The following is a 23698-nucleotide window of genomic DNA, read 5'->3' as shown; positions in this document are numbered from 1 at the left end:
GTTTGTTGAAATTAATTTTTTGGAGCTGTGCTCTTTTTAATTCCGTTGGAGTCTTTTACTGCCGGTTTTATCGGTGTTTTAATGCTTTTGTTTATCAAAGTATCCTGAATAGGATTCGCAATGTATTTGTTGTATTCCGCCTGAAGACTTCCTTCTAACATTCGCTTTTCTAAATCTTTGCGAGTGATTTTTCTTTTGATGTATTTTTCAATCATCAAACTGGTTATCGGACCTGCCCAACGTGACCCCCAATAACCATTTTCCACAAATACAGCTATGGCAATTTTTGGATTGTCTTTTGGTGCGAAAGCCACAAAAATGGAGTGATCCTGAAGTTTTACCCTTTTGCCGTTTATCTTAGTATAATTTTCTGCCGTTCCTGTTTTACCACAGATGTCAATGCCTTCTACATTCAAACCATGCGCAGTTCCTAGGTTGTAAACATCAAATAAACCGCTTATCATGGGTTCAAAATATTTTTTGTCAATGGAAGTCACATGTTTGGTCGTGAATTTTTTATCAATTTGTCCACCTTTGATTTTTTTGATGATGTGAGGGGTATAATAAAAACCCCTGTTGGCTACAGTAGCAATCATGTTGGCTAATTGAATTGGCGTCATCAAAACTTCTCCCTGACCAATAGCATTGGAAACAATCGTTTTACTTGACCAGTCCCAACCCGGATACATTTTTTTATAGGTTTTAGAGGTGGGAAGACTTCCTTTTTTACCAGTTGGTAAGTCGTATCCCATAAATTGTCCTAACCCAAAAGTTTTTAAATGTTTGCTCCAAACATCAACACCATCAGGCGCTTTTTGGTATTTATTGATGGTTTTCATATAAATACTCGCAAAATAAGTGTTGCAAGAATTATAGATTCCATTGTGCAACATAGAAACTCCCGAGTCGTGACATCTCATAAATCGTCCCGGCGCATAACTAAAACCGTGATGACAAACAAAACTGGTGGTTTCATCAATTACGCCTTCTTGCAATGCCACTAAACCGGTTAGGATTTTAAATGGTGAACCAGGCGTATATTCCGCTAAAAGGCCACGGTCATACAATGGTTTTGCAATAGAATCATGATAAAGCATGGTGTAATTTTTGGAACGTTGTCTTCCAACTAAAATCGCAGGGTCATAGGACGGCGCGGTAACCAAAGCTAAAATTTCACCGGTACTAGGCTCAATCGCTACAATTCCACCTCGTTTGTTAATCATCAGTTCCTCGCCATATTTTTGCAACTCGGCATCTAGGGTTAAATTGATGTCTTTTCCTTGCAGTGCGATAGTATCAAATCGGCCTTCTTTATACGAACCAATATCTCGGTTGTATTTGTCCTTTTGAATGTATTTAACGCCTTTAATACCGCGCAAAATGTCTTCGTAGCTTTCTTCAACACCTTGTCTTCCTATCAAATCACCACTGTTGTAGTATTTGTTTTTGGCAATAATGGCTTCGTTTACTTGGGTGATAAAACCAAAAACATTAGCACCATAAGCTACTTGATAATCGCGCAATGAACGTTTTTGGATATAAAATCCATTAAATTTTCTTTGAATTTCTTGAAAGGCTGCGTATTCTTTTTTGTTGAGTTGTGCCAAAAAAACAGAAGGAAGTCGTGGACTATAAACTTTCGCCTTGGCAATTTTTTTCAAAAACTCTTCTTTGGTGATGTTAAGCAAAGAGCAAAACTCAACTGTGTCTAAATCTTTAACATCTTTAGGGATAACCATGATGTCATAAGACGGTTGATTGGCTACCAAAAGTTTGCCGTTTCTGTCGTAAATATAACCTCTTTCCGGATAGTCATATTTGATTTTGATGGCGTTATTGTCAGATTTTAATTTTAAGGACTCATCAATTACCTGTAAATAGAATAGCCGCATCACAAGTAAAACGGTTACAACGAAAATGATTGTGGGCAACAAAACTTTTCTCATCGTTTGCTTGGCTTAATAATGTAGATGATAATGATACAGGTGATAATGGTAAATAATGTACTTAACACAGTACGCAGTAGAATATCCCAAAGGAAACTCAATTTAAAGACTTCCAATACAAACAATACAATATGATGCAGGACAACAGCAATCAATATAAAAGAAAATCTTTCGGGCGTCAGGACATCATTTAGTTTTACCGTTTGGTACTCGTAACTCAATCCGAAAGAAAATTTAAAAATGGCTGGTCTAAAATATGCCAACATTATACAAGCCGCAGCATGAACACCACCCGAATTGCAAAACATGTCCATCAGTAAGCCTAAAAAGAAACTCGCCATCAACAATCCGGTTTTGTTACCGTTTACGGGAAAAAGGATGATGAATAGTACATATGGGAATGGATTGATAAACCCAAACAAATCAATTCGGTTGAATATCAAAACCTGTGCGGCAAGCAACAAGATGAATCGGGCTATATTTCCTAATAAGGCACTATTCATTTTTCTTGTTTTGATTTTCTAGGTTAGATATTTCTTCAGCATCTTTGTTTTTAATGATATATACATGGCCTAAGTTGGTCATGTCATTAAACAATTTGATGTCAAGTGTATAATAGTTGGTTACGTTGTCAATGTAAACTTTTTCAATAGTGCCTATGCCAATATTTTCAGGAAAGATAATAGATTGTCCACCGGTTACAATGGTGTCACCTTTGCGAACGCCTGCTAATCTTGGGACGTCAATCAATTGAACAAATCCCGTGCTTTTCCCGTTCCAAACTAAAGAACCAAAATGATTGGACTTTTTGATTTTAGCGTTGATTTGAGATTTGACATTCAAAATACTAATGATGGTCGAGTAGTTTTTGGATGTGTTGTCTACAATTCCGATAATACCGGCGCTATTAATGACGCCCATATTGGGTTTAATTCCTGAAGCCGAACCGTTGTTGATGGTCAGGTAATTTTCGTGTACGCTATAAGAATTGCGAATCACTTTAGAAACGATGATGTCGGTTTTTTTAACGCCTTTTATCGAATCAATTTGAGGTAATTTAGTAGTATCTTTTTGATTGAATAAAAGTGATTTCAAACGTGCATTTTCTTGGGCCAATTCATCGTTTTGTGACTTCAAATGAAAATATTCATCGATGTTGTTGATCTTTTCGTAAATACCTCCGGTAAAGAAATTAGCGGAACTAATCATTTTACTTTTGTGGTACGAATGCGATTGAATCGTTAAAGAAAGGGATATTACCAAAAGCAGCAAAAACAGTAAGCGATTACTGTTTTTTAGTATAAAATTAAAAATTTGCTGCATTTTTAAATTGTATATTGATTGTTATAAATATGGCCGAAATAAAGGTAAAAAATAAATAGTCTTAACGGCTAATTATTTAATTAAAATACTTCTGAATTTCGGAATATTTTTAAGCGCCATTCCGGTACCGCGAACTACGGCTCTTAATGGATCTTCAGCAATATAAACCGGTAAATCTGTTTTTTGAGAAATACGTTTGTCCAAACCTCTTAACATCGAGCCTCCACCAGCAAGATAGATACCGGTATTATAGATATCGGCAGCTAATTCCGGTGGTGTTTGTGATAAGGTTTCCATAATCGCATCTTCGATACGTTGGATAGATTTGTCTAAAGCTTTGGCGATTTCTCTATAAGATACTTCCACTTGTTTTGGTTTTCCGGTCAATAAATCTCGACCTTGTACCGACATGTCATCCGGTGGTGTTTCTAGATCATCTGTAGCGGCTCCGATTGTAATTTTGATTTTCTCAGCCGTACTTTCTCCAACAAATAAATTGTGTTGCGTTCTCATGTAGTAAACGATGTCATTTGTGAAAACGTCACCGGCAATTTTAACCGATTTGTCACAAACAATTCCGCCCAAAGCGATTACCGCAATTTCTGTGGTTCCACCTCCAATATCTACAATCATGTTTCCTTTTGGTTGCATAATATCGATGCCGATACCAATTGCCGCAGCCATTGGTTCGTGGATTAAGTAGACTTCTTTTCCGTTTACGCGTTCACATGATTCTTTTACTGCACGCATTTCCACTTCAGTAATGCCCGATGGAATACAAACTACCATGCGAAGTGCCGGAGTAAACATTTTTTTCTTTAAAGCCGGTATGCTTTTGATGAACATGCTAATCATTTTCTCAGACGCATCAAAATCGGCGATAACCCCGTCTTTCAACGGACGTATGGTCTTGATGTTTTCATGGGTTTTACCTTGCATCATGTTGGCTTCTTTTCCAACGGCGATGATTTTTCCTGATATTCGGTCTCGGGCTACAATCGACGGACTGTCAATTACAACTTTGTCATTATGAATTATCAGAGTGTTGGCTGTACCAAGGTCAATTGCTATATCCTCAGTCATGAAATCAAAAAATCCCATAGGTTTATTTAGGGTTTACGTTTATATAAATTTTTAACGCACAAAGTTAAACAAATTAATGTTTAAAATGACGTGTGCCTGTAAATACCATTGCAACTTTATTTTCGTTGCAAAAATTAATGCTCAACTCATCTTTTATTGAGCCGCCGGGTTGAATAACTGCCGTAATTCCTGCGTTGTGAGCGATTTCTACACAATCCGGAAAAGGGAAAAAAGCATCACTCGCCATCACTGCGCCATTTAAATCAAACCCAAAAGTAGTCGCTTTTTCAATCGCTTGTTTCAAAGCATCCACTCGCGAAGTTTGACCGGTTCCCGATGCTACTAATGTACTGTTTTTTGCAAATACAATCGTGTTTGATTTGGTATTTTTACAAATTTTTGAAGCAAATAATAAATCATCGATTTCTTGTTCGCTAGGCTTTGTATTAGTAACGTAAGTTAGGTGTGTTTTATTGTCCGTGATGTTGTTTTTATCTTGTACCAATAAACCGTTCAAACAAGTTCTTACTTGACGGTTAGGTAATTCCACATCGTGTTGGACTAAAATAATTCTGTTTTTCTTTTCAGATAAAATGGTAATCGCTTTTTCGTCATAACTTGGAGCAATGACCACTTCGCAGAATAAGCTGTTGATTTCGTTTGAAGTGGCTTCATCAATATTTCCATTGGCAATCAAAACACCACCAAAAGCCGAAGTCGGATCACCGGCCAAAGCTGCTAAATAAGCGTCTTTCATGGTGCTTCTTGTCGCCATTCCGCACGCGTTGTTGTGTTTTAAGATGGCGAAAGTTGGGTCGTTTTCTTTGAATTCTAAAATCAAGTTTACGGCCGCATCAACGTCTAACAAATTGTTGTATGACAATTCTTTGCCGTGTAATTTGGTAAACATTTTGTCAAATTCGCCAAAGAAGAATCCTTTTTGGTGTGGATTTTCTCCGTAACGCAATACTTGTCCGTTATCAATGCTTACTTTGAAAATAGTTTCATCGGTATTGAAATAATTAAAAATCGCACTGTCATAATTGGAAGAAACATGGAATGCTTTTGAAGCCATCACTTTTCTTTGTTCCAATGTGGTTGCGCCGTTTTGTGTCGAAATTAAATCCAACAAAAGGGCATATTCATTTACCGAAGCTACGATTACCGTGTCTTTGAAGTTTTTCGCAGCAGCGCGAATCAAAGAAATCCCGCCAATATCAATTTTTTCAATAATATCCGCTTCGCTTGCTCCGGAAGCTACTGTTTTTTCGAATGGGTATAAATCAACAATCACTAAGTCAATTTGAGGAATGTCAAATTCTTTCATTTGGGCTACATCCGAAGAATTGTCCTGACGGTTTAAGATACCGCCAAAAATCTTTGGGTGTAATGTTTTTACTCTTCCGCCAAGAATTTCCGGGAACGAAGTGATTTCTTCCACGGGAACTACCGGAATTCCTAATTTATTAATGAATTCTTCAGTTCCGCCCGTTGAATATAGGGTTACGTTTTGTTCGTGTAGTTGGCGAACAATTGGCTCTAAACCGTCTTTTGAAAAGACTGAAATCAAGGCTGATTGGATTGTTTTTGGTGTGCTCATGTTGTGTATGTTGCGTGTGTCTGAGGACAGATAGTTTTAAGGGGACAAAAGTAGTTTTTTTAATGCCAAAATTCAAGCAAGAATTGTAACAATATTTTGTTTTTTGACACAAATAGGTCTGTATACAAAACAATAGTGATTTTCATTATTTTTAATGAAATTTACCACGACCAAAATCAGCCATAAATGTTACTCTACTTAAGACTGCTTAAAGAAAGTTTTGCCTTTGCCATGAACGCTTTGCGCAACAATAAATTGCGAACCATGCTTTCGTTGTTGGGTGTAACTATTGGTATATTTTCGATCATTGCGGTTTTGGCGGCAGTTGATTCTTTGGACCGAAAAATAAAAGCAGATTTAAGTTCGTTAGATAAAAACACCATTTATTTGACAAGCAGATCATTTGGCCCAAGTGATATTCCAAGATGGAAGCGAGACCAATTTCCGAAAGTAAATTATGAAGAATACCAATATTTAAAGAATTCCTTGAATGGCGTTGAGGATGTATGTTTCCAATATTTCACTTTAAATCAAACCTTGAAATTTGAAGCCAATACTGTTGAAAGTGTCAATATGGTTCCGGTAACGGCTGAGTTTACGGATATTCAACGTATGGAATTTTTAACCGGACGTTTTTTTAATGAGTCTGAATCCAATTCAGGGAAACAAGTGGTGGTTTTAGGTCATGATATTGCAGAGTCGCTTTTTGGTGATATTGCTCCAATCGGAAAATCGATTCGTATGTATGGTCAACAATTTACCGTTATTGGCGTTACCAAAAAGAAGGGTGAATCGATGATGGGTTTAGGCGGAAGTGATGATGTTTCGGCTTTTTTACCCTCTAATTTTTTGAGAAGAATTTATGGCGATAACAACCCGAGAGTTTCTGCATTAATTATAATCAAACCCGAAAAAGGAATCGATATAGACGCACTTAAAGGAGAAATTACTCAAAAACTAAGAACTTTCAGAGGCGTAAAACAAGGCGATATCGATAACTTTTTTATCAGTGTACTTTCCGGCTTTACCGATTTGATAGATGGTGCCATCGGTCAAGTGAGGATTGGTGGAATTCTAATCAGTATTTTATCGTTTTTGGTGGGTGGATTTGGAATTGCCAACATCATGTTTGTTTCAGTAAAAGAAAGAACAAGTCTTATTGGAATTCAAAAATCGTTGGGTGCCAAAAATAAATTTATCCTTTTGCAATTCTTATTCGAAGCGATAATTCTTTGTTTAATTGGCGGAATTATAGGTTTATTTATCGTTTGGCTTTTGGCCATGTTGATGACCAATGTATTAGAGTTTGAATTTGTTTTAAGCATGGGCAATATTGTAATCGGCACCGGATTATCTGCCGTAGTTGGATTGATTTCCGGAATTTTACCTGCTATTTCGGCTTCCAAATTAGATCCTGTGGAAGCGATTCGTAGTGGACAGTAGATGAGTGTTCAGTCGCAGTTTTCGGGTTTATATATTTAAAAGCATAAAAAAAAGGCACAAAATCTAAACTTTGTGCCTTTTTATATTTTAATTAAGTTAAAACTATCGGATGTCCTGATTCAAAATCAAATCGATATACAAGTTAATTTTGTCTTTCAGTTCTTTTCTTGGTGCAATAAAATCAAGGAAACCATGGTCTAAAACGAATTCAGCCGTTTGGAAACCTTCCGGCAAATCTTTACCTGTAGTATCACGTACAACTCTTGGTCCGGCGAATCCAATCAAAGCGCCTGGTTCAGAGATGTTAATGTCTCCTAGCATTGCGTATGAAGCTGTAGTTCCTCCGGTTGTTGGATCGGTACACAATGAAATGTAAGGAATTTTTGCTTCGGCCAATTGCGCTAATTTAGCAGAAGTTTTAGCCAACTGCATTAATGAATAAGCGGCTTCCATCATACGAGCACCACCCGATTTAGAAATCATCACAAACGGAATATTGTTTTTGATGGAATGATCGATACCACGAGCAATTTTTTCACCCACAACAGCACCCATTGAACCACCTATAAAGGCAAAGTCCATACAACAAACTACCAAGTCTTTTCCTTTTGATTTTCCAACGCCTGTTCGAACTGCATCTTTCAATCCTGTTTTGTCGATGGCGTCTCTTAAACGGTCAGAATATTTTTTAGTATCTACAAAATTTAATGGATCTTTTGAAGTCATTTTGGCGTCTAATTCTTTGAATTCATTGTTGTCAAACAAGATTTCGAAGTATTCTTTACTACCGATTCTCACGTGAAAATCATCTTCCGGACTTACCCAAAGATTTCTCGCCAATTCATCTTGGTCGATAATTTTTCCGGTCGGCGATTTGTACCAAAGTCCTTTAGGAACATCTTTTTTGTCTTCGGTTGCGGTGGTAATTCCTTTTTCTGTTCTTTTAAACCAAGCCATAGTTAAGTTTATTTGTTTATGATTGCTGTTTGTTGTGGGTTTAATTAAACTTAAACGATAAACTACAAACGAACAAACTTAATTATATTATTATAGTGTATTAACGTTATTCAAGTCGGCAAATGCTTGCTCTAATCTCGTGTTGAAAGTTATTTCACCTTCACGAATCCATTTTCTTGGATCATAGTGTTTTTTGTTTGGCGAATCTGAGCCTTCCGGACTTCCAATTTGTGTTCTTAAATAATCAATTTTAGAAACCATATAATCTCTGATGCCTTCGGTGAAAGCAAATTGTAAGTCGGTATCAATATTCATTTTGATAACGCCATAAGAAATCGCTTCTCTGATTTCTTCCAAAGTCGAGCCTGAACCACCATGGAAAACAAAATCTACTGGATTTGGTCCTGTGTTGAATTTATTTTGAACATAATCTTGAGAGTTTTTCAAGATTTTAGGGGTCAATTTTACGTTACCTGGTTTGTAAACACCGTGTACGTTCCCAAAAGCTGCAGCGATAGTGAATTTTGGAGAAATCTTCATCAACTCTTCGTAAGCATAAGCTACTTCTTCCGGTTGGGTATATAATTTTGAGCTGTCTACATCAGAATTGTCAACACCATCTTCTTCACCGCCCGTGATTCCTAATTCGATTTCTAAGGTCATGCCCATCTTGCTCATGCGAGCTAAGTAATTTTTACAAATTTCAATGTTTTCTTCGATTGGCTCTTCAGATAAATCAATCATGTGTGAAGAGAATAGGGGTTTTCCTGTTTCAGCGAAATGTTTTTCAGAAGCATCCAACAAACCGTCAATCCAAGGCAATAATTTTTTAGCACAATGGTCGGTATGAAGAATTACGGTCGCACCATAAGCTTCCGCTAAAGTGTGAATGTGCTTCGCTCCGGCAATTCCACCTGCAATGGCTGATTTTTCACCTGCATTGGTCAACCCTTTTCCTGCATTGAACTGTGCTCCACCGTTGGAGAATTGAATAATCACGGGTGCATTTAATTTAGCCGCCGTTTCCAGAACACCGTTGATAGTGCTCGAACCGATTACATTCACCGCAGGAAGTGCAAATCCTTTTTCTTTAGCATAATTAAAAATTGCTTGTACGTCATCTCCGGTAGCAACTCCTGGTTTGATATTGTGAGCCATTGTTTTGTGTCGTTTTTAAGTTAAGGTTACAAAAATAATAATTTCTAATTTTAGAAAGGATAATTTATTCCAATATTTAAAACTGATTTGTTAAAGCGCATTTCTCTGAACCATTTCTCGTTTTCTTCCAATGCCGGATTGTAGGTTTTAAATCCTAAATCCAATCGCACGATAAAAAAACTAAGGTCATATCGGAATCCAAATCCGGTGCCTACAGCTATATTTTCCAGTGAATTTAAACCGCTAAAAATTGAAGGTTCATCGGTGGTGTTGTCTAATACGTTCCAAATGTTTCCTGCATCTGTAAATAAAGCACCGTTGAGTTGTTGAAAAATGTTAAATCTAAACTCGGCACTAAGCGTCAGTTTCATATTTGCTTCGTTAAAATCTAAAAAACTACCACTTCCTCCAGGGCCTAAACTATAGGATTGCCATGCTCTGATGTCATTTGTACCACCGGCAAAATAACTTCGAGAAAACGGAACGTCATCCGAATTGCCATAAGGAATAGCGATACCGCCAAAAGCTTTGACTGCCAAAACTTTTTTCCGACTTAAATCCCAATGTTTAATGTATTCGAATTCGGTTTTGATGTATTGTGAAAATTCTACATCCAAAAAGGTATTGGCGCCATTTTGATTTTTTAATTGTTCGGAAGCTTTTGCAATTATTGCCAATAATCCGCCGGCAGATTCTACTTTGGCTTTGATGGCATAAAAGTTATTGTCAAATAAATCTTTTTTGGAGGTTTTGGTAAATGTAACATTGGAAGCAAAAATCAAGTTGTTCTCAATCAGTCGGGCTCTTCTTTCTATGATGCTTAAAAGTGATTTAGCATCGGTTATTGAGACTGCTACATCTTGATTGGCAACATCATTAACAAATCCGAGTACACCGTCTTCAATAATCAAATTACCATCGACATTAAAATAGTCTGAATTTACAGTAGGATAACTTTGTGCAATTTCATTGATAGTATTGTAGGATGATTTGTAAATATTAAAGTAATTTGAAGGATTCAGGTTTTTAACAAACTGAATATTGATTAAGTCCACTTTAAAATTTATGTTTCTTTTCGGTGTCCAATTGTAAGAAAGCGAACTTGTAAAGTTTTGTTTGTCTAGACCAATGTTAGTTTGTTTAGAATAACCTACACTCAAAGTAGTGTAAGGAATCATGGTTTTTGGAATGATTTTATCGGTTTTGAACGGAAAAAAGATACGCGGGAAATTCAACTTGGCATCAACCCCAATTTCTGAAATGTTAAAGAAAGTATTGTTTGGATTGGCCAAATCTTTTGAAGAACCAATATTTCCTCTAAAGCCTAATTCAAAGGTTTCTGCGCCATTAAACACGTTTCGAATGCCCAAGAATGTATTTCCGGTGATTCCAAAATCCTGAATATTGGAATGGGTAAAATCCGTTGAAAATCCGAAAGTGTATTTTTTTCTTGGCGTCAAATAAACATTGGCAATCAAGCTGTTCTTTTGTGTTTTGTCTTCCACATATTGAATCAATGGATAATTAAAAACTTTTAGATTACTCAAATATCTTGAAGTAACCGAAGTTCTGAAATCCGAAAAATAATTGTCTTTGGTCACAAAAATCCCATCGGTAATGGCTTTTGGACGGTATTTTAATTTGTCGGTACTGTATAATGTAAAGTCATTGTAAGTCACACTGTCTTTAATAGTCGCATTGGGATTGGTCGGACTGTGATCCGTAAAAATATTTACTTTACTGATTTTGTATAATTCAAAAGGTTTTGTTTGAGTGCTGTCTTCGCTTCGTATAATTTCATTTTCGATGACCAAGTTTACCGTTGGTCTGTGCTTTTTATTGATGGTGTCGATGTCAAAGCTGACATAATTTTGTTGGAACCGAAAAGCACCGTTGTTCCTGAAATCTTCGGTGATGCGCTTTTTTTCATCTATAAAATTACTGGTTTCATAGCGTTGACCGGTTTTTATCAGTGAGCTTTTTTTTCTCAGTTGATAAATAGAATCCAAAGGTACACTGGCAATGTAAGTGTTAAGACTGTCAATGATGTAGGGTTTTCCGGTAGTGATGTCATATCGGAGCTTGACTTTTTTCTTGTCAATGCTGTCTATTTTATATTTAGTGGTTACATCAAAATAACCACGGTTGTAATAGTATGATTTCAAACGGCGTAATGATTTCTTGGTGCTGGCAGTATCAAGCATAATAGGTGCTTCACCTGTTTTTCTCAAGAAATTATCAAAACCGGAATAGAGGAATGATTCGCCCAATCGCTTGACTTGTTTTTTAGAAAGCCAACTGGCTTTTCGGTAATATCGTTTGGGGTTTTTAATCATTTTTGCTTTGAACAAAGAGTCTGATTTTGGCTTGGCCAAATTATAAAGGTTCAGTCTCAGACGATAGCCCAAAATGGCACTGTTCTGTTTTTGGTACAACTGATTGGTGACTTCTTCTCCGTTGTCTTTTTTGTCATCAACATAAATATCATTTTTGGTAAGCAGTCTTCTCTCATTGGGAACTCTTTTTGTCGAGTTACAACTAAAGATAATTAGTGCAGTTAGGATAAATAGTGATATTTTTGTGATACTCTTTTTCAAGTGTTGCGAAATATTTAATTCAAAAATACAGTATTTTATGGTTAGTAAAAACCAAATAAAATTAATTACCAGTCTTCAACATAAAAAATACCGAAACGAGCATCAATTGTTTATAGCCGAAGGTGTAAAAGTAATACAGGAATTGTTACAATCAAATTTTGTGCTGGAACATTTATTTGTTACAGAAAGTATTTTTGAAACCATCAATCCGGATCAAAAAACATTGGTTAAAGAAGCCGACATGAAAAGAATTTCCGCCTTGGTTTCTCCGAGTTCGTGTTTGGCCATTTTCAAAATTCCAAAAACCAAAACCATAGAAGACAAAGGTCTGATTGTTGCCCTCGACGATATTCGCGATCCGGGGAATTTGGGAACCATCATAAGGCTTTGCGATTGGTTTGGGGTAAAGCAATTGGTTTGCTCCTATGAAACGGTTGACGTGTATAATTCAAAAGTAATTCAGGCTACAATGGGTTCTATAACGAGGGTGAATGTAATATATGCTGATTTACAAGATTTTATTGCCCAAACGACACTTCCGGTTTTCGGAACTTTTATGGATGGGAAAAACATTTATAAAGAAGTCTTGCCAACAGATGGTGTTTTGATTTTTGGCAACGAAGCCAATGGGATTTCACCATCTATAGAAAAAAGTATTAAAAACAGAATTGCGATTCCTAGATTTGGCGATATTCAACAAACCGAAAGTTTGAATGTAGCGACAGCTACTGCAATATGTTTAAGTGAGTTTAGAAGAAATTCCTAGTGGAATGTAAAGTTGATTAAAACCGCACGGGTTTTCAACGATTCAATGTTGCCTGTCCAAGGACTATTTGGGTCATCATCGCGTATTAACTCGTCATTAAATCCGAAAACACCTCTGATGGAAGGTGAAAATTTAAAGTATTCAAAATACAAATCAATGCCGAAACCAAGAGTATAATTTTGCGTCCAAGGTTTTACCCTGAATTTTTGTTCCGAGTTGTCGTCTTTTGATTTAGAATTACTCGATAAGTTAAGAGTAGTACCTACACCACCTAATAAATAAGGTCTCACATTTCCGGTGCGTAGCGAAGAAAATTTAAGGATTAACGGAAAGTCAATATAAGTCGCTTTTACTTCTCTCAAAGCATCGCGTTCATTGGTAAATCCGGGATAGGTTAACGTTCTGCTGGCATAATACAATCCGGGTTCAAAACGCAATTCTATATATTCCTGTAATCTTAAAACACCAACCAACCCTACATTAAAACCGCTATTTCCTTTTACATTAATGTCTTGTCCGGGCACTTTGTAATCGGTTTTGAAATCGAAAGAACTAAAGCCTAAAAAATAACCCCAATAGACTCTTTGTTTGTCAAAGTTTTCCAAATTGACAATAGGATCTTTCGAAAAGATACTTGTCCCAAATTGCGCTTGAGCACTAAGGGTAAAGAATATAAAAAGAAGAATTATTTTTTTCATGCTAAGGCTGAAAATACATTTTTATTTTTTTGTGGCGGTGTAAATGGTGGCTACTCCAAAAGTTTGCGGCATGGCTTTACATTCTATAAACGAAACTTTTCGCAAAATATTGTTTAAAGCTTCGCCAAAAGGAAAATTAGCCGCTGATTCTGACAGATAACCATAAGCGCTATTGTCTTTAGAAAATAGTTTTCCGATTAGCGGCAGAATGAATTTGGTGTAAAAACCATAACCTTGCTTGAAAGGAAATTTCGTAGGAACCGAAGTCTCTAAAATCACAAAAATACCATTGGGTTTTAATACACGATAGATTTCAGCCAAACCTTTTTCCAAAGTTTCAAAGTTTCTGATTCCGAAAGAAACCGTAATGGCGTCAAAATAATTATCAGGGTAAGGGATATTTTCACTATCGCCAACGACCATTTCTATTTTATCTGCTAAGTTTTTATCAAGAATTTTTTTCTTGCCTACTTCGAGCATTCCAACCGATAAATCCAAACCAATGATTTTTTTAGCAGCAATGGATTCGGCCATCATAATCGCTAAATCTCCGGTTCCGGTGGCAATGTCAAGTGCATTTTCGGGATTTTTTGCTTTAACCAATTCGATTACTTTCTTTCTCCATTTGACATCAATCCCCATCGAAATGACTCTGTTCAAACCGTCATATTCTCCCGAAATGGTATCAAACATTTGGGTGACTTGTTCTTTTTTGCCTAAAGTGGATTCTTTATAAGGTGTAATTTGCTTTGACATGCTCGAATTTTCGACAAATATAAGCCAATATTTTAATTGCGATAAGGCTTATGATTTTCTTTAAGAATTGTGGAGCGAATTATTATTTTCGCACAAAGGTTTGAAAAGTAAAATCGAATTCGTGTCGTTCGTCTTTGGGATGGAATTCTTCAAAAACCAATTCCCATTGGTTCAAATCAATCTTTGGAAAATAAGTATCGGCATCAAAAGAATGATGCACACGAGTGATATCAACTTTATCAGCGATGGCGATTGATTGTTGGTAGATTTGGCCTCCGCCAATGACAAAAATGTCTTCGTCTTTGGGACAAATTTCAATAGCTTTTTCTAAGGAATCAACCACAATACAACCTTCAGGTTGATAGTTTTTTTGACGTGAAATAATTACGTGCGTTCTATTGGGTAATGGTTTCGGGAAACTTTCAAAAGTTTTTCTTCCCATTACAATGTAGTGACCTGAAGTCAAGGTTTTGAATCTTTTAAAATCATCGGGCAAATGCCAAAGCAGTTGGTTGTCTTTGCCCAGCGCATTGTTTTCCGCCACAGCGGCTATAAGTGTTATCATTATTTTGTATGATTTGAATTTTCCAAGTCGTTTTTGAGTTGCTCAATTTTTTTGGTTTGTTTGAGCATTAACTTGTCTATTTGGGCTCTTTCCCAGTTTTTATTCATAAAACTATCGGTGATTAATACTTTGATAACATGAAAAATGAAAAGACTGCACCAAACTGCCACTATCCATATCCACCAATTGGTTTCGTCATGAAAGTTCAACAAATGATTTGCGGTAAATAAAAACACACTACCAATACAAAGCACAATAAAATGTTGGAACAGCCGCTTTTTTTGGTTGATTCTGTTCCTGGCGTATTCGTATAATTCGTGTTGGTTGTTCTCCATAAGGCGAAATTTGTGCTTTAAAGGTAGAATTTATTTTTAAAATGTTAAAATATCATTTTGAGATAATGTATTACGAAACCGATTTCTTAATCACAGATGTAAAATTTTAGTGCTTTTAAATTGTAAATCTTCTTTTTATTTGGCTATGTTTTTAGCAATGTCATAAAAATAATTAAGCGTGTAAAAGATATAAAAAAATCACTTTACTTTGCCTCAGTAATCTATAAATGAATTAGTTATGGCTATCAAGAAACAAGTTATAAAAACAAAACCGGTTGTTAAAGTTACCTTTTCAATCGAAGCAAAAGAAGCAAATACTGTAGCAGTAATAGGAGATTTCAACAATTGGAACCCGGCTGAAGGTGAATTATCAAAATTGAAAAACGGAACCTTCAAAGCAACTTTTGATTTACCAAAAGACAACTCTTTCGAGTTTAAATATTTAGTGGATGGTTCTTATGTAAACGATCCTGAGGCAGACAGTTATGCGTATAACGAATTTGCCGGAGCAGAAAATAGTGTGTTAGCACTATAGGTTTTAGTTTTGGTTTGAAGAAAAAATCCGTCTCGATTTCGAGACGGATTTTTTGTTTTTATTAAATCGCCACAGCTCCTTTAATATGCGGATGCGGATCGTAATCCACTAAAGTGAAGTCTTCAAAAGTAAAATCGAAAATGTTTTTTACTTCCGGATTTAGAATCATTTTGGGTAATGGTCTTGGTTCGCGTGACAATTGCAATTCCACTTGTTCGAAATGGTTGTTGTAAATGTGGGCATCGCCAAAAGTATGGATGAATTCTCCAACCTGTAAATCGCAAACCTGCGCAATCATCATGGTAAATAAAGCATAAGACGCAATATTAAACGGAACGCCTAAGAAAATATCAGCACTTCTTTGGTACAGCTGACAAGACAATTTGCCATCAGCAACATAGAATTGGAAGAATGCGTGACATGGCGGTAAAGCCGCTTTGCCATTGGCCACATTTTCCGTAAAAGATTTTGATATGTCCGGCAATACGGAAGGATTCCAAGCGGAAACTAGCATGCGTCGGCTGTTTGGATTGCTCTTTAAAGTCTCAATTAATTCAGTAATTTGGTCGATTTCTTCACTGTTCCAATTGCGCCATTGGTGACCGTAAACCGGACCCAAATCGCCATTTTCATCCGCCCATTCATCCCAAATTTTTACGCCGTTTTCTTTGAGGTAAGCAATATTAGTATCGCCTTTTAAGAACCAAAGCAATTCATAAACAATCGATTTTAAATGTAGTTTTTTGGTCGTTACCATGGGGAAACCTTCATTTAAATCAAAGCGCATTTGGTAGCCAAAAACACTTTTGGTTCCCGTTCCGGTTCTGTCTCCTTTTTGGCAACCGTTTTCCAAAACGTGTCGCACTAAATCATGGTATTGCTTCATTTTTATGTTGATTTGGTTATTTGGTTATTTGTTAATTCGAATAACCAAATTAACAAATAACCGAATTAACTTTAAGACTCACGTTTCGAAATCTCATCTCTTATCTTCGCTGCTTTTTCATAATCTTCATCCTGAACGGCTTTTTCCAAAGCTTCGTGTAATTCCGAAAGGCTCATGCTTACGTAGATATCGCCCGGTTTGCCTTCATTGTCCAATCCGAAAGTTTCCGGTGTGGATAATATGCCTTCGTCATCAGCATTTTGATTTTCGAGGTCTGTTGGATTGGTGTTGAGGTAAATTCCGGCTTTGTCTAAGATATTTTTATAGGTAAAAATTGGTGCGTTGAATCGGAGTGCTAAAGCAATAGCATCTGAAGTTCGGGCGTCAATAATTTCCTCTATTTTGTCACGTTCGCAAATAATACTCGAGTAAAAAACACCGTCAACTAATTTGTGGATGATAACTTGTTTAACAACGATATCGAATCGGTCAGCGAAACTTTTGAATAAATCGTGGGTTAAAGGTCGAGGCGGTTTGATTTCTTTTTCCAAGGCAATAGCGATGGATTGTGCTTCGAAAGCGCCGATGACAATAGGTAATTTTCTTTCGCCGTCTACTTCATTTAAAATCAGGGCGTAAGCGCCGTTTTGCGTTTGGCTATAAGAAATTCCTTTTATGGTTAGTTTTACTAAACTCATTATTTTTTATTATCAAGTCTTGAGTGTAAAGTACCCAGACTTTACGTTTACAATTACAAAAATGGCTTCCCGCATAGCCCTGACAGGAGTGTAAATCCTTTTGAAAAAAGATTGCAACGGATGGCAGGAAAATGGATTGCAAAGTAACAAAAACTTTTCGCTTCTAAAAATGGAAAGCACAAAAAAAGAGTCGTTAAAAAATAAAGTTTTCAACGACTCTTGGAATGAATTAATAACGGTTTATGCGTTTTGAGCTTTAAACTCTTTTAGTTTTTGTGTCAGGCGAGGTAAAATATCGAAGGCATCACCAACAATCCCGTAATCAGCTACTTTGAAGAATGGAGCTTCGGCATCGGTGTTGATCACTACTTTTACTTTAGAAGAGTTGATTCCGGCAATGTGTTGAATGGCTCCGGAAATTCCCACGGCTATGTATAAATTGGTCGCTACCGGTTTTCCGGTTTGGCCTACGTGTTCGCTGTGAGGTCTCCAACCTAAATCAGAAACAGGTTTCGAACATGCAGTTGCAGCACCAAGAACTGAAGCTAAATCTTCGATTAATCCCCAATTTTCCGGACCTTTTAAACCACGTCCGCCGGATACTACAACATCTGCATCGGCGATGGTTACTTTCCCTGAAGATTTTTCTACTGATTCTACTTTTACGTTGAAATCGGCGTCGTTTAAGTTGGGTGCGAAATCTTCTTCCGTGGAAGATGAGGCGCTTTCGAAAACACCATAAGAGTTTTTGGCTAAGCTTAAAACTTTTACTTCAGTAGAGATTTCAGTAATATTAAACGCTTTGTTAGAGAAAGCAGTTCTTTTGACTTGGAAAGGCGAGGTGCTCAAAGGCAATCCCACTACATTCGAAGCAAATCCGGCATCTAAACCAACGGCTACCAATGGCGCCATGTATAAACTGTCGGTTGTAGAAGAAAGCAAAATGACTTTCGCACCTTCTTTTTGAGCGGCTTGTTTTACGACGTCGGCGTAGGCTTTAGCATTGAAGTTGGCCAATTTATCATTGGTTACTTTTAGCACTTTATCTACACCGTATTTTGATAAATCGGAAACATTACCGGCGTTTACGGTTACCGCAGTTACGGTTGTTCCCAATGATTCGGCTACTTTTTTGGCATAAGAGGCCAATTCAAAAGCTACTTTTTTGAATTTTCCGTCGGCCGATTCTGCATATATTAATAATGACATGATTTTTTAGTTTTAAGTTGTATGTTCTGAGTTGTAGGTTGAAAACTGCTAACTGCGACTGAACACTGATTACTAGATTACTTTAGCTTCGTTGTGTAAGGCATTTACCAATCCGTCTAAATCATCCGCAGCAAATAATTTCACGGCTGATTTTGGGGCTGGTTTTTCAAATTTTACGGCTTTTGTATTTACATTGGCTCCAACAGGTTCTAATACCGTCAATACTTTAGTTCTTGCCGTCATAATTCCTCTCATGTTTGGAATGCGTAGGTCTTTTTCTTCTACTAATCCTTTTTGGCCGCCAATTACTAGAGGTAAACTCGCGGCAATGGTTTCTTTTCCACCGTCAATTTCACGAGCAGCTTTGGCTGAATTTCCGTCAATAGTCAATTCGGTACAAGAATTAACAAAGTTGTAATTCAATAATCCGGCTAACATACCCGGAACCATTCCACCGTTGTAGTCCAAAGATTCTTTTCCGCAGATTACTAAATCGTAACCGCCTGTTTTTACTACTTCGGCTAATTGTTTGGCCACAAAAAACCCGTCAGTAGGCTTAGCGTTTACACGAATCGCTTCGTTCGCGCCGATGGCTAATGCTTTTCTTAAAGTAGGTTCAGTATCAGCACCGCCAACATTGACTACTGTTACATTCGCGCCTTGTTGTTCTTGGAACCAAATGGCTCTGGTTAATCCGAACTCGTCATTGGGGTTGATTACGAATTGCACACCATTGGTATCAAATTCAGAATCACCGTTAACGAAATTGATTTTTGAAGTAGTATCAGGCACATGACTGATGCAAACTAATATTTTCATTGTTGTGTTTATTAAGTGAATTTTCAGAGCGTAAAAGTATAAAATATATTTCTAATTTTTATATGCATGCATAATATTTTTTCAAATTTCAATCGATTTCGTAACCCATGAAAAAGGAACCTGTCTTGAAGACTTGTTAATAGGCTATTAATTAAGGGCAAGAAATGTTTTTTAATCATTTTAAATTTTTATTTTTGCCTTTCAAAATTATTGACCGTAACAGAATCATATATGAGAACGATACAATTTAGAGAAGCGATTGCCGAAGCGATGAGTGAAGAAATGCGTCGCGACGAATCAGTCTATTTAATGGGTGAAGAAGTAGCCGAATACAACGGTGCTTACAAAGCTTCTAAAGGAATGTTAGACGAATTCGGGCCAAAAAGAGTAATTGATACACCAATTGCAGAGCTAGGTTTTGCCGGAATTGCAGTAGGTTCAGCGATGAACGGTTGTCGTCCGATTGTAGAATACATGACTTTTAACTTCTCTTTAGTTGGTATTGACCAAATCATCAATAACGCAGCTAAAATGCGTCAAATGTCGGCCGGACAATTTCCAATGCCGATGGTTTTCCGTGGTCCAACGGCTTCTGCCGGACAATTAGGAGCAACCCACTCACAAGCTTTCGAAAACTGGTTTGCCAACACTCCGGGATTAAAAGTGGTTGTTCCGTCTACTGTTTATGATGCCAAAGGTTTGTTGAAAGCTGCCATTCGCGATAATGATCCTGTGATTTTCATGGAATCAGAGCAAATGTATGGCGACAAAGGCGAAGTGCCGGAAGAAGAATACACGATTCCGTTAGGCGTTGCCGATATTAAAAGAGAAGGAACAGATGTAACGATTGTTTCTTTTGGAAAAATCATCAAAGAAGCTTTTATTGCAGCAGACGAATTAGCAAAAGAAGGTATTTCTTGTGAAATTATCGACTTAAGAACGGTTCGCCCAATGGATTACGATGCGATTATCAATTCGGTTAAAAAAACAAACAGATTGGTAGTGTTGGAAGAAGCTTGGCCGTTTGCCAGTGTAGCTTCTGAAATTACTTATATGGTTCAGGAAAGAGCATTCGATTATTTAGATGCGCCAATCCAAAGAATCACTACTGCTGATACACCTGCGCCTTATTCACCAACTTTACTAAAAGAATGGTTGCCAAATGCGGAAGATGTTGTTAAAGCTGTCAAAAAAGTGACTTATAAATAGATTGTTAGATCGTTAGATGTTTAGATTGTTAGAAAATTCAATCCAAAAATCTAATAATCCAGAAATCTAATAATCTAAATACTTATATTTGAAACTTCATCCTACTAAATAAGATGGAGTTTTTTTTTGCCCATGAAAAAGATATTTGCACTATTTATTTTTCTTTTAACTTACAGTCTTTCGGCCCAAACGAAAGTGAGCGGAATTGTTGTCGATAATTCCAATGAACCTATTCCGTATGCGAATATTGTTTTTAAAGGCTCACAAGTTGGGGTAGTTTCCAATGAAGACGGAAGATTTTACATTGAATCTCCTGAGAATTATTCGGCCTTGATTGTTTCCTTTGTTGGATTTCCTGACAAAGAAGTCAAGTTGCCGAAATTGGTTAATTACGATTTTAAAATAGTGATGACAGAAGGCAATGCTTTGAAAGAAATCAAAATATTTGCCGGTAAAACGTCTAAGAAAAACAATCCCGCGCTCGATATTTTGAGAAAAATTTGGGAACGCCGAAGAAAGAACGGACTAAAAATGTTCAAGCAATACCAATACGAAAAGTATGAAAAAGTAGAGTTCGACATGAACACCATCGACAGCGCTTTTATGAAAAGTAAAATTTTCAAAGGGATGGAGTTTGTCTTCAAAAATATCGATACTTCAAGTGTAACTGGGAAAACCTATTTGCCGATTTTCATCAACGAATCACTCTCTGATTTTTATGGCGATAATGAAGCGAAAAAATCCAAAGAAATCCTCAAAGCCAACAAAAATTCGGGCTTAGGAAACGGCGATGGCGTGAATATGTTTATCAAAGATTTATACAACGATTTTGATATTTATGATAACTATTTGAACTTCTTCGACAAGAGTTTTGTGAGTCCGTTATCGCGTACCGGAATTGATGTATACAATTATGTTCTGACCGATACCGCTTTCATCGACAACAAATGGTGCTATAATATCGTTTTTTATCCAAGACGTAAAAATGAGCTGACTTTCAAAGGCGATTTTTGGGTGAATGATTCCACTTTTGCCATCAAAACCATCAATATGGCGGTGACTAAAAGTGCCAATATCAACTGGGTAAAAGACATTTATATTGAACAAGAATTCGAAGTATTGAACGATTCAGTATTTCTTCCTACTCGAGATTACATGATGTCTGATTTCGCTTTGCGTAAAAAGGAAGAATCCAAAGGGGTTTACGGCAAAAGAACCACTTTGTACCGTAACTTCAAGTTTGACGAAAAGAAACCGGAGAAATTCTATAAAGAAGAAGTCAATTTTATAGACAATGAAGTGTACGCCAAAACCGATGAATATTGGGAAGAAAATCGTTTTGAAAAACTCAATAAAGATGAGCAGAAAATCTATGAAATGATTGACACGCTTAAAACGGTTAAGAAGTTCAAACGACTTTACAGCTTGGTGTCCATTTTAGGAAGTGGTTATATCGAAATTCCGAAATGGAAATTAGATTACGGACCGATTTTCTCCACAGTAGGTTTCAATGAAGTCGAAGGTTGGCGTTTGAGAGCCGGCGGAAGAACTTATTTCGGACCCAATGATACTTGGCGTTTGCAAGGTTACACCGCTTACGGATTTGAGGATAATAAATTCAAATATGGCGCATCAGGAAAATGGATGATTGACAAGAAAAACCGAATTATTCTTTCGGGTGGCAATAGGCGAGATGTAGAACAAATTGGGGCAAGTTTGACCACAACCAATGATGTTTTAGGGAGAAGTTACGCCTCATCGGGATTGTTTACAACCGGTGCCAATGGAAAACTGACAAACATTAATTTGACATCACTCGCGGGGGAAATTGAACCCGTGAAAAACTTAACGTTCCAACTCGGATTTACTTATCGAACGTTAGAATCGGCTTCGGATACTTTTAGTTTGAATTACTATACCGATGATACTTTTACTACCACAGCTAGTGAAGTAAAACAATCAGAGTTGAACTTACAGGTAGAATATACGCCTAAGCGAAAAACCATTGGTTACGGAGTGGAAAGACGAGAAGTTGACAGTCCGTACAGTCGTTTCTTTATCAACTACAGTCAAGGGTTTAAGGGATTAATCAGTAGTGATTTTGACTATCAAAAAATCCAATTTTATTACAAACAGCCGGTGGTCATCGGTCCTTTAGGTCGCTCTAATTTCACCATGGAATTAGGAAAAACCTTTGGTCAAATTCCGCTGGGCTTGATGAGTGTTGTTCCGGGGAACCAAACGTATTTTATCATTCAAAATACCTTCAGCAATTTGAATTTCTACGAATTTGTAGCCGATGAATATGCCACTTTACAATGGGAACACAATTTCAACGGAAAAATATTTGCCCGAATTCCGGGATTGCGAAAATTAAATTTGCGTGAAATTGTGGGAGTTAGAGGTGTTTACGGAACAATTTCCGATGAAAATCGAGCCATTAATGCATCGGGATTAGTTTACAAAGCTCCTGAAAAACCGTATTGGGAATACAGCGCCGGAATTGGAAACATCTTCAAAGTATTCCGTTTGGATTTTGCTTGGAGAGGCAACTACAGAAACTTACCTGATACGGATAATTTCACGATTAAAGGTTCGTTCGGATTCTATTTCTAAATGGAAGCCATTACTTATTTGGTCGAAAAAGATGAAGTTTTTCAAAAATTGCATCAGCAATACGGCAACCCTTATATTCCATCTCGACCGGAAGGTTTTCAAACCTTGTGCAAACTCATTTTAGAGCAACAGGTTTCTATCGAATCCGCTCGTGCTTGTTATGTCAAAATTGAAAATTCTTTAGGTGTTGTTACTCCGGATACGATAATTTCGGCTTCGGAAGAAACGCTTAGAAGTTGTGGCGTGAGTCGACAAAAAACCATTTATCTGAAAGCTTTAGCGGAAGCTATTTTAGACAAAACCTTAGTATTGGAAACGCTTTCTCAAAAACATCCGGACGAAGTCAGAAACGAATTAATCAAAATCAAAGGCATCGGTCATTGGACTATTGATGTCTATTTGATGTTCTCCTTGCAATCTCAAGATATACTTCCGATAGGTGATGTCGCTGTGGTCAATACCATTAAAGAGCTTTATGGTTGTGAAGAAAAAGAGAAGA

General features: G+C 36.9%; 22 protein-coding genes. 6 read left to right on the top strand and 16 right to left on the bottom strand.

Annotated elements, in window-relative coordinates:
- Positions 1-11 precede the first annotated feature (11 nt).
- The 5 genes from mrdA to purH form a co-directional block, all read right to left on the bottom strand.
- Entirely contained in the window at positions 12-1946 is a 1935-nt protein-coding gene (gene mrdA / locus ACK4HO_RS02120; RefSeq protein WP_409661910.1) for a penicillin-binding protein 2, read from the bottom strand.
- The gene (locus tag ACK4HO_RS02115) at positions 1943-2449 is read right to left on the bottom strand and encodes a rod shape-determining protein MreD (protein WP_409661907.1); all 507 of its coding nucleotides are present in this window, start codon (positions 2447-2449) and stop codon (positions 1943-1945) included. Before ACK4HO_RS02115 ends, mrdA begins: the two co-directional genes overlap by 4 nt.
- Positions 2442-3269, bottom strand: coding sequence for a rod shape-determining protein MreC (mreC, locus tag ACK4HO_RS02110; protein WP_409661904.1), 828 nt, complete (start codon positions 3267-3269; stop codon positions 2442-2444). The genes ACK4HO_RS02115 and mreC overlap by 8 nt, the downstream gene beginning before the upstream one ends.
- 72 nt (positions 3270-3341) lie before the next feature.
- On the bottom strand, positions 3342-4370 hold the full coding sequence (locus tag ACK4HO_RS02105) for a rod shape-determining protein (protein WP_121312631.1): 1029 nt from the start codon (positions 4368-4370) through the stop codon (positions 3342-3344).
- A gap of 55 nt (positions 4371-4425) precedes the next feature.
- Positions 4426-5952, bottom strand: coding sequence for a bifunctional phosphoribosylaminoimidazolecarboxamide formyltransferase/IMP cyclohydrolase (gene purH / locus ACK4HO_RS02100; protein WP_409661900.1), 1527 nt, complete (start codon positions 5950-5952; stop codon positions 4426-4428).
- A 186-nt stretch (positions 5953-6138) separates the two neighbouring features.
- Here purH and ACK4HO_RS02095 point away from each other — a divergent pair, with 186 nt between their 5' ends.
- Positions 6139-7395 (top strand): ABC transporter permease, encoded by a 1257-nt coding sequence (locus ACK4HO_RS02095; RefSeq protein ID WP_409661897.1) that lies wholly within the window; start codon positions 6139-6141, stop codon positions 7393-7395.
- A gap of 102 nt (positions 7396-7497) precedes the next feature.
- Here the strand turns inward: ACK4HO_RS02095 and accD are convergent, their stop codons facing one another.
- The 3 genes from accD to ACK4HO_RS02080 form a co-directional block, all read right to left on the bottom strand.
- Positions 7498-8352 (bottom strand): acetyl-CoA carboxylase, carboxyltransferase subunit beta, encoded by an 855-nt coding sequence (gene accD / locus ACK4HO_RS02090; protein ID WP_409661894.1) that lies wholly within the window; start codon positions 8350-8352, stop codon positions 7498-7500.
- A 90-nt stretch (positions 8353-8442) separates the two neighbouring features.
- Positions 8443-9510: a class II fructose-bisphosphate aldolase gene (gene fbaA / locus ACK4HO_RS02085; RefSeq protein ID WP_409661892.1), complete on the bottom strand. Its 1068-nt coding sequence runs from the start codon at positions 9508-9510 to the stop codon at positions 8443-8445.
- A 50-nt stretch (positions 9511-9560) separates the two neighbouring features.
- On the bottom strand, positions 9561-12107 hold the full coding sequence (locus ACK4HO_RS02080) for a BamA/TamA family outer membrane protein (protein WP_409661889.1): 2547 nt from the start codon (positions 12105-12107) through the stop codon (positions 9561-9563).
- 37 nt (positions 12108-12144) lie between these two features.
- Here ACK4HO_RS02080 and ACK4HO_RS02075 point away from each other — a divergent pair, with 37 nt between their 5' ends.
- Positions 12145-12873, top strand: a complete 729-nt coding sequence (locus ACK4HO_RS02075) for a TrmH family RNA methyltransferase (RefSeq protein WP_409661886.1) — start codon at positions 12145-12147, stop codon at positions 12871-12873.
- Here the strand turns inward: ACK4HO_RS02075 and ACK4HO_RS02070 are convergent.
- The 4 genes from ACK4HO_RS02070 to ACK4HO_RS02055 form a co-directional block, all read right to left on the bottom strand.
- Complete coding sequence (locus ACK4HO_RS02070) at positions 12870-13571, bottom strand: porin family protein (protein WP_409661883.1); 702 nt, start codon at positions 13569-13571, stop codon at positions 12870-12872. The genes ACK4HO_RS02075 and ACK4HO_RS02070 overlap by 4 nt on opposite strands.
- Positions 13572-13592: 21 nt before the next feature.
- Complete coding sequence (gene ubiE, locus ACK4HO_RS02065; protein WP_409661880.1) at positions 13593-14327, bottom strand: bifunctional demethylmenaquinone methyltransferase/2-methoxy-6-polyprenyl-1,4-benzoquinol methylase UbiE; 735 nt, start codon at positions 14325-14327, stop codon at positions 13593-13595.
- 82 nt (positions 14328-14409) lie between these two features.
- Positions 14410-14892 carry a dihydrofolate reductase gene (locus tag ACK4HO_RS02060; protein WP_409661877.1) on the bottom strand — a complete coding sequence of 161 codons (483 nt, stop codon included), beginning with the start codon at positions 14890-14892 and terminating at the stop codon, positions 14410-14412.
- Positions 14892-15227: a 2TM domain-containing protein gene (locus ACK4HO_RS02055; protein ID WP_409661874.1), complete on the bottom strand. Its 336-nt coding sequence runs from the start codon at positions 15225-15227 to the stop codon at positions 14892-14894. The genes ACK4HO_RS02060 and ACK4HO_RS02055 overlap by 1 nt, the downstream gene beginning before the upstream one ends.
- Before the next feature lie 238 nt (positions 15228-15465).
- Here ACK4HO_RS02055 and ACK4HO_RS02050 point away from each other — a divergent pair, with 238 nt between their 5' ends.
- Positions 15466-15762: an isoamylase early set domain-containing protein gene (locus ACK4HO_RS02050; protein WP_409661871.1), complete on the top strand. Its 297-nt coding sequence runs from the start codon at positions 15466-15468 to the stop codon at positions 15760-15762.
- Positions 15763-15823: 61 nt separating this feature from the next.
- On the opposite strand, the gene ACK4HO_RS02045 is transcribed toward ACK4HO_RS02050, so the two are convergent.
- The 4 genes from ACK4HO_RS02045 to ACK4HO_RS02030 all read right to left on the bottom strand — a co-directional run bounded on the left by ACK4HO_RS02045 (position 15824) and on the right by ACK4HO_RS02030 (position 19374).
- Complete coding sequence (locus ACK4HO_RS02045; protein WP_409661868.1) at positions 15824-16648, bottom strand: thymidylate synthase; 825 nt, start codon at positions 16646-16648, stop codon at positions 15824-15826.
- Between the two features lie 71 nt (positions 16649-16719).
- Positions 16720-17346 carry a bifunctional nuclease domain-containing protein gene (locus ACK4HO_RS02040; RefSeq protein WP_409661866.1) on the bottom strand — a complete coding sequence of 209 codons (627 nt, stop codon included), beginning with the start codon at positions 17344-17346 and terminating at the stop codon, positions 16720-16722.
- A gap of 240 nt (positions 17347-17586) precedes the next feature.
- Positions 17587-18555 (bottom strand): electron transfer flavoprotein subunit alpha/FixB family protein, encoded by a 969-nt coding sequence (locus ACK4HO_RS02035; protein ID WP_409661863.1) that lies wholly within the window; start codon positions 18553-18555, stop codon positions 17587-17589.
- A 72-nt stretch (positions 18556-18627) separates the two neighbouring features.
- Complete coding sequence (locus ACK4HO_RS02030) at positions 18628-19374, bottom strand: electron transfer flavoprotein subunit beta/FixA family protein (RefSeq protein WP_409661861.1); 747 nt, start codon at positions 19372-19374, stop codon at positions 18628-18630.
- A 231-nt stretch (positions 19375-19605) separates the two neighbouring features.
- Here ACK4HO_RS02030 and ACK4HO_RS02025 point away from each other — a divergent pair, with 231 nt between their 5' ends.
- The 3 genes from ACK4HO_RS02025 to ACK4HO_RS02015 all read left to right on the top strand — a co-directional run.
- The gene (locus ACK4HO_RS02025; protein ID WP_187659539.1) at positions 19606-20583 is read left to right on the top strand and encodes a pyruvate dehydrogenase complex E1 component subunit beta; all 978 of its coding nucleotides are present in this window, start codon (positions 19606-19608) and stop codon (positions 20581-20583) included.
- 132 nt (positions 20584-20715) lie between these two features.
- Positions 20716-23199: a DUF5686 family protein gene (locus tag ACK4HO_RS02020; protein WP_409661857.1), complete on the top strand. Its 2484-nt coding sequence runs from the start codon at positions 20716-20718 to the stop codon at positions 23197-23199.
- The coding region (locus ACK4HO_RS02015; protein WP_409661854.1) for a DNA-3-methyladenine glycosylase family protein at positions 23200-23698 on the top strand (499 nt) is incomplete at its 3' end.

The organism is Flavobacterium sp. (genome assembly GCF_046296355.1).
Taxonomy (GTDB): domain Bacteria; phylum Bacteroidota; class Bacteroidia; order Flavobacteriales; family Flavobacteriaceae; genus Flavobacterium.
This window is presented reverse-complemented; position numbering and strand designations above follow the sequence as displayed.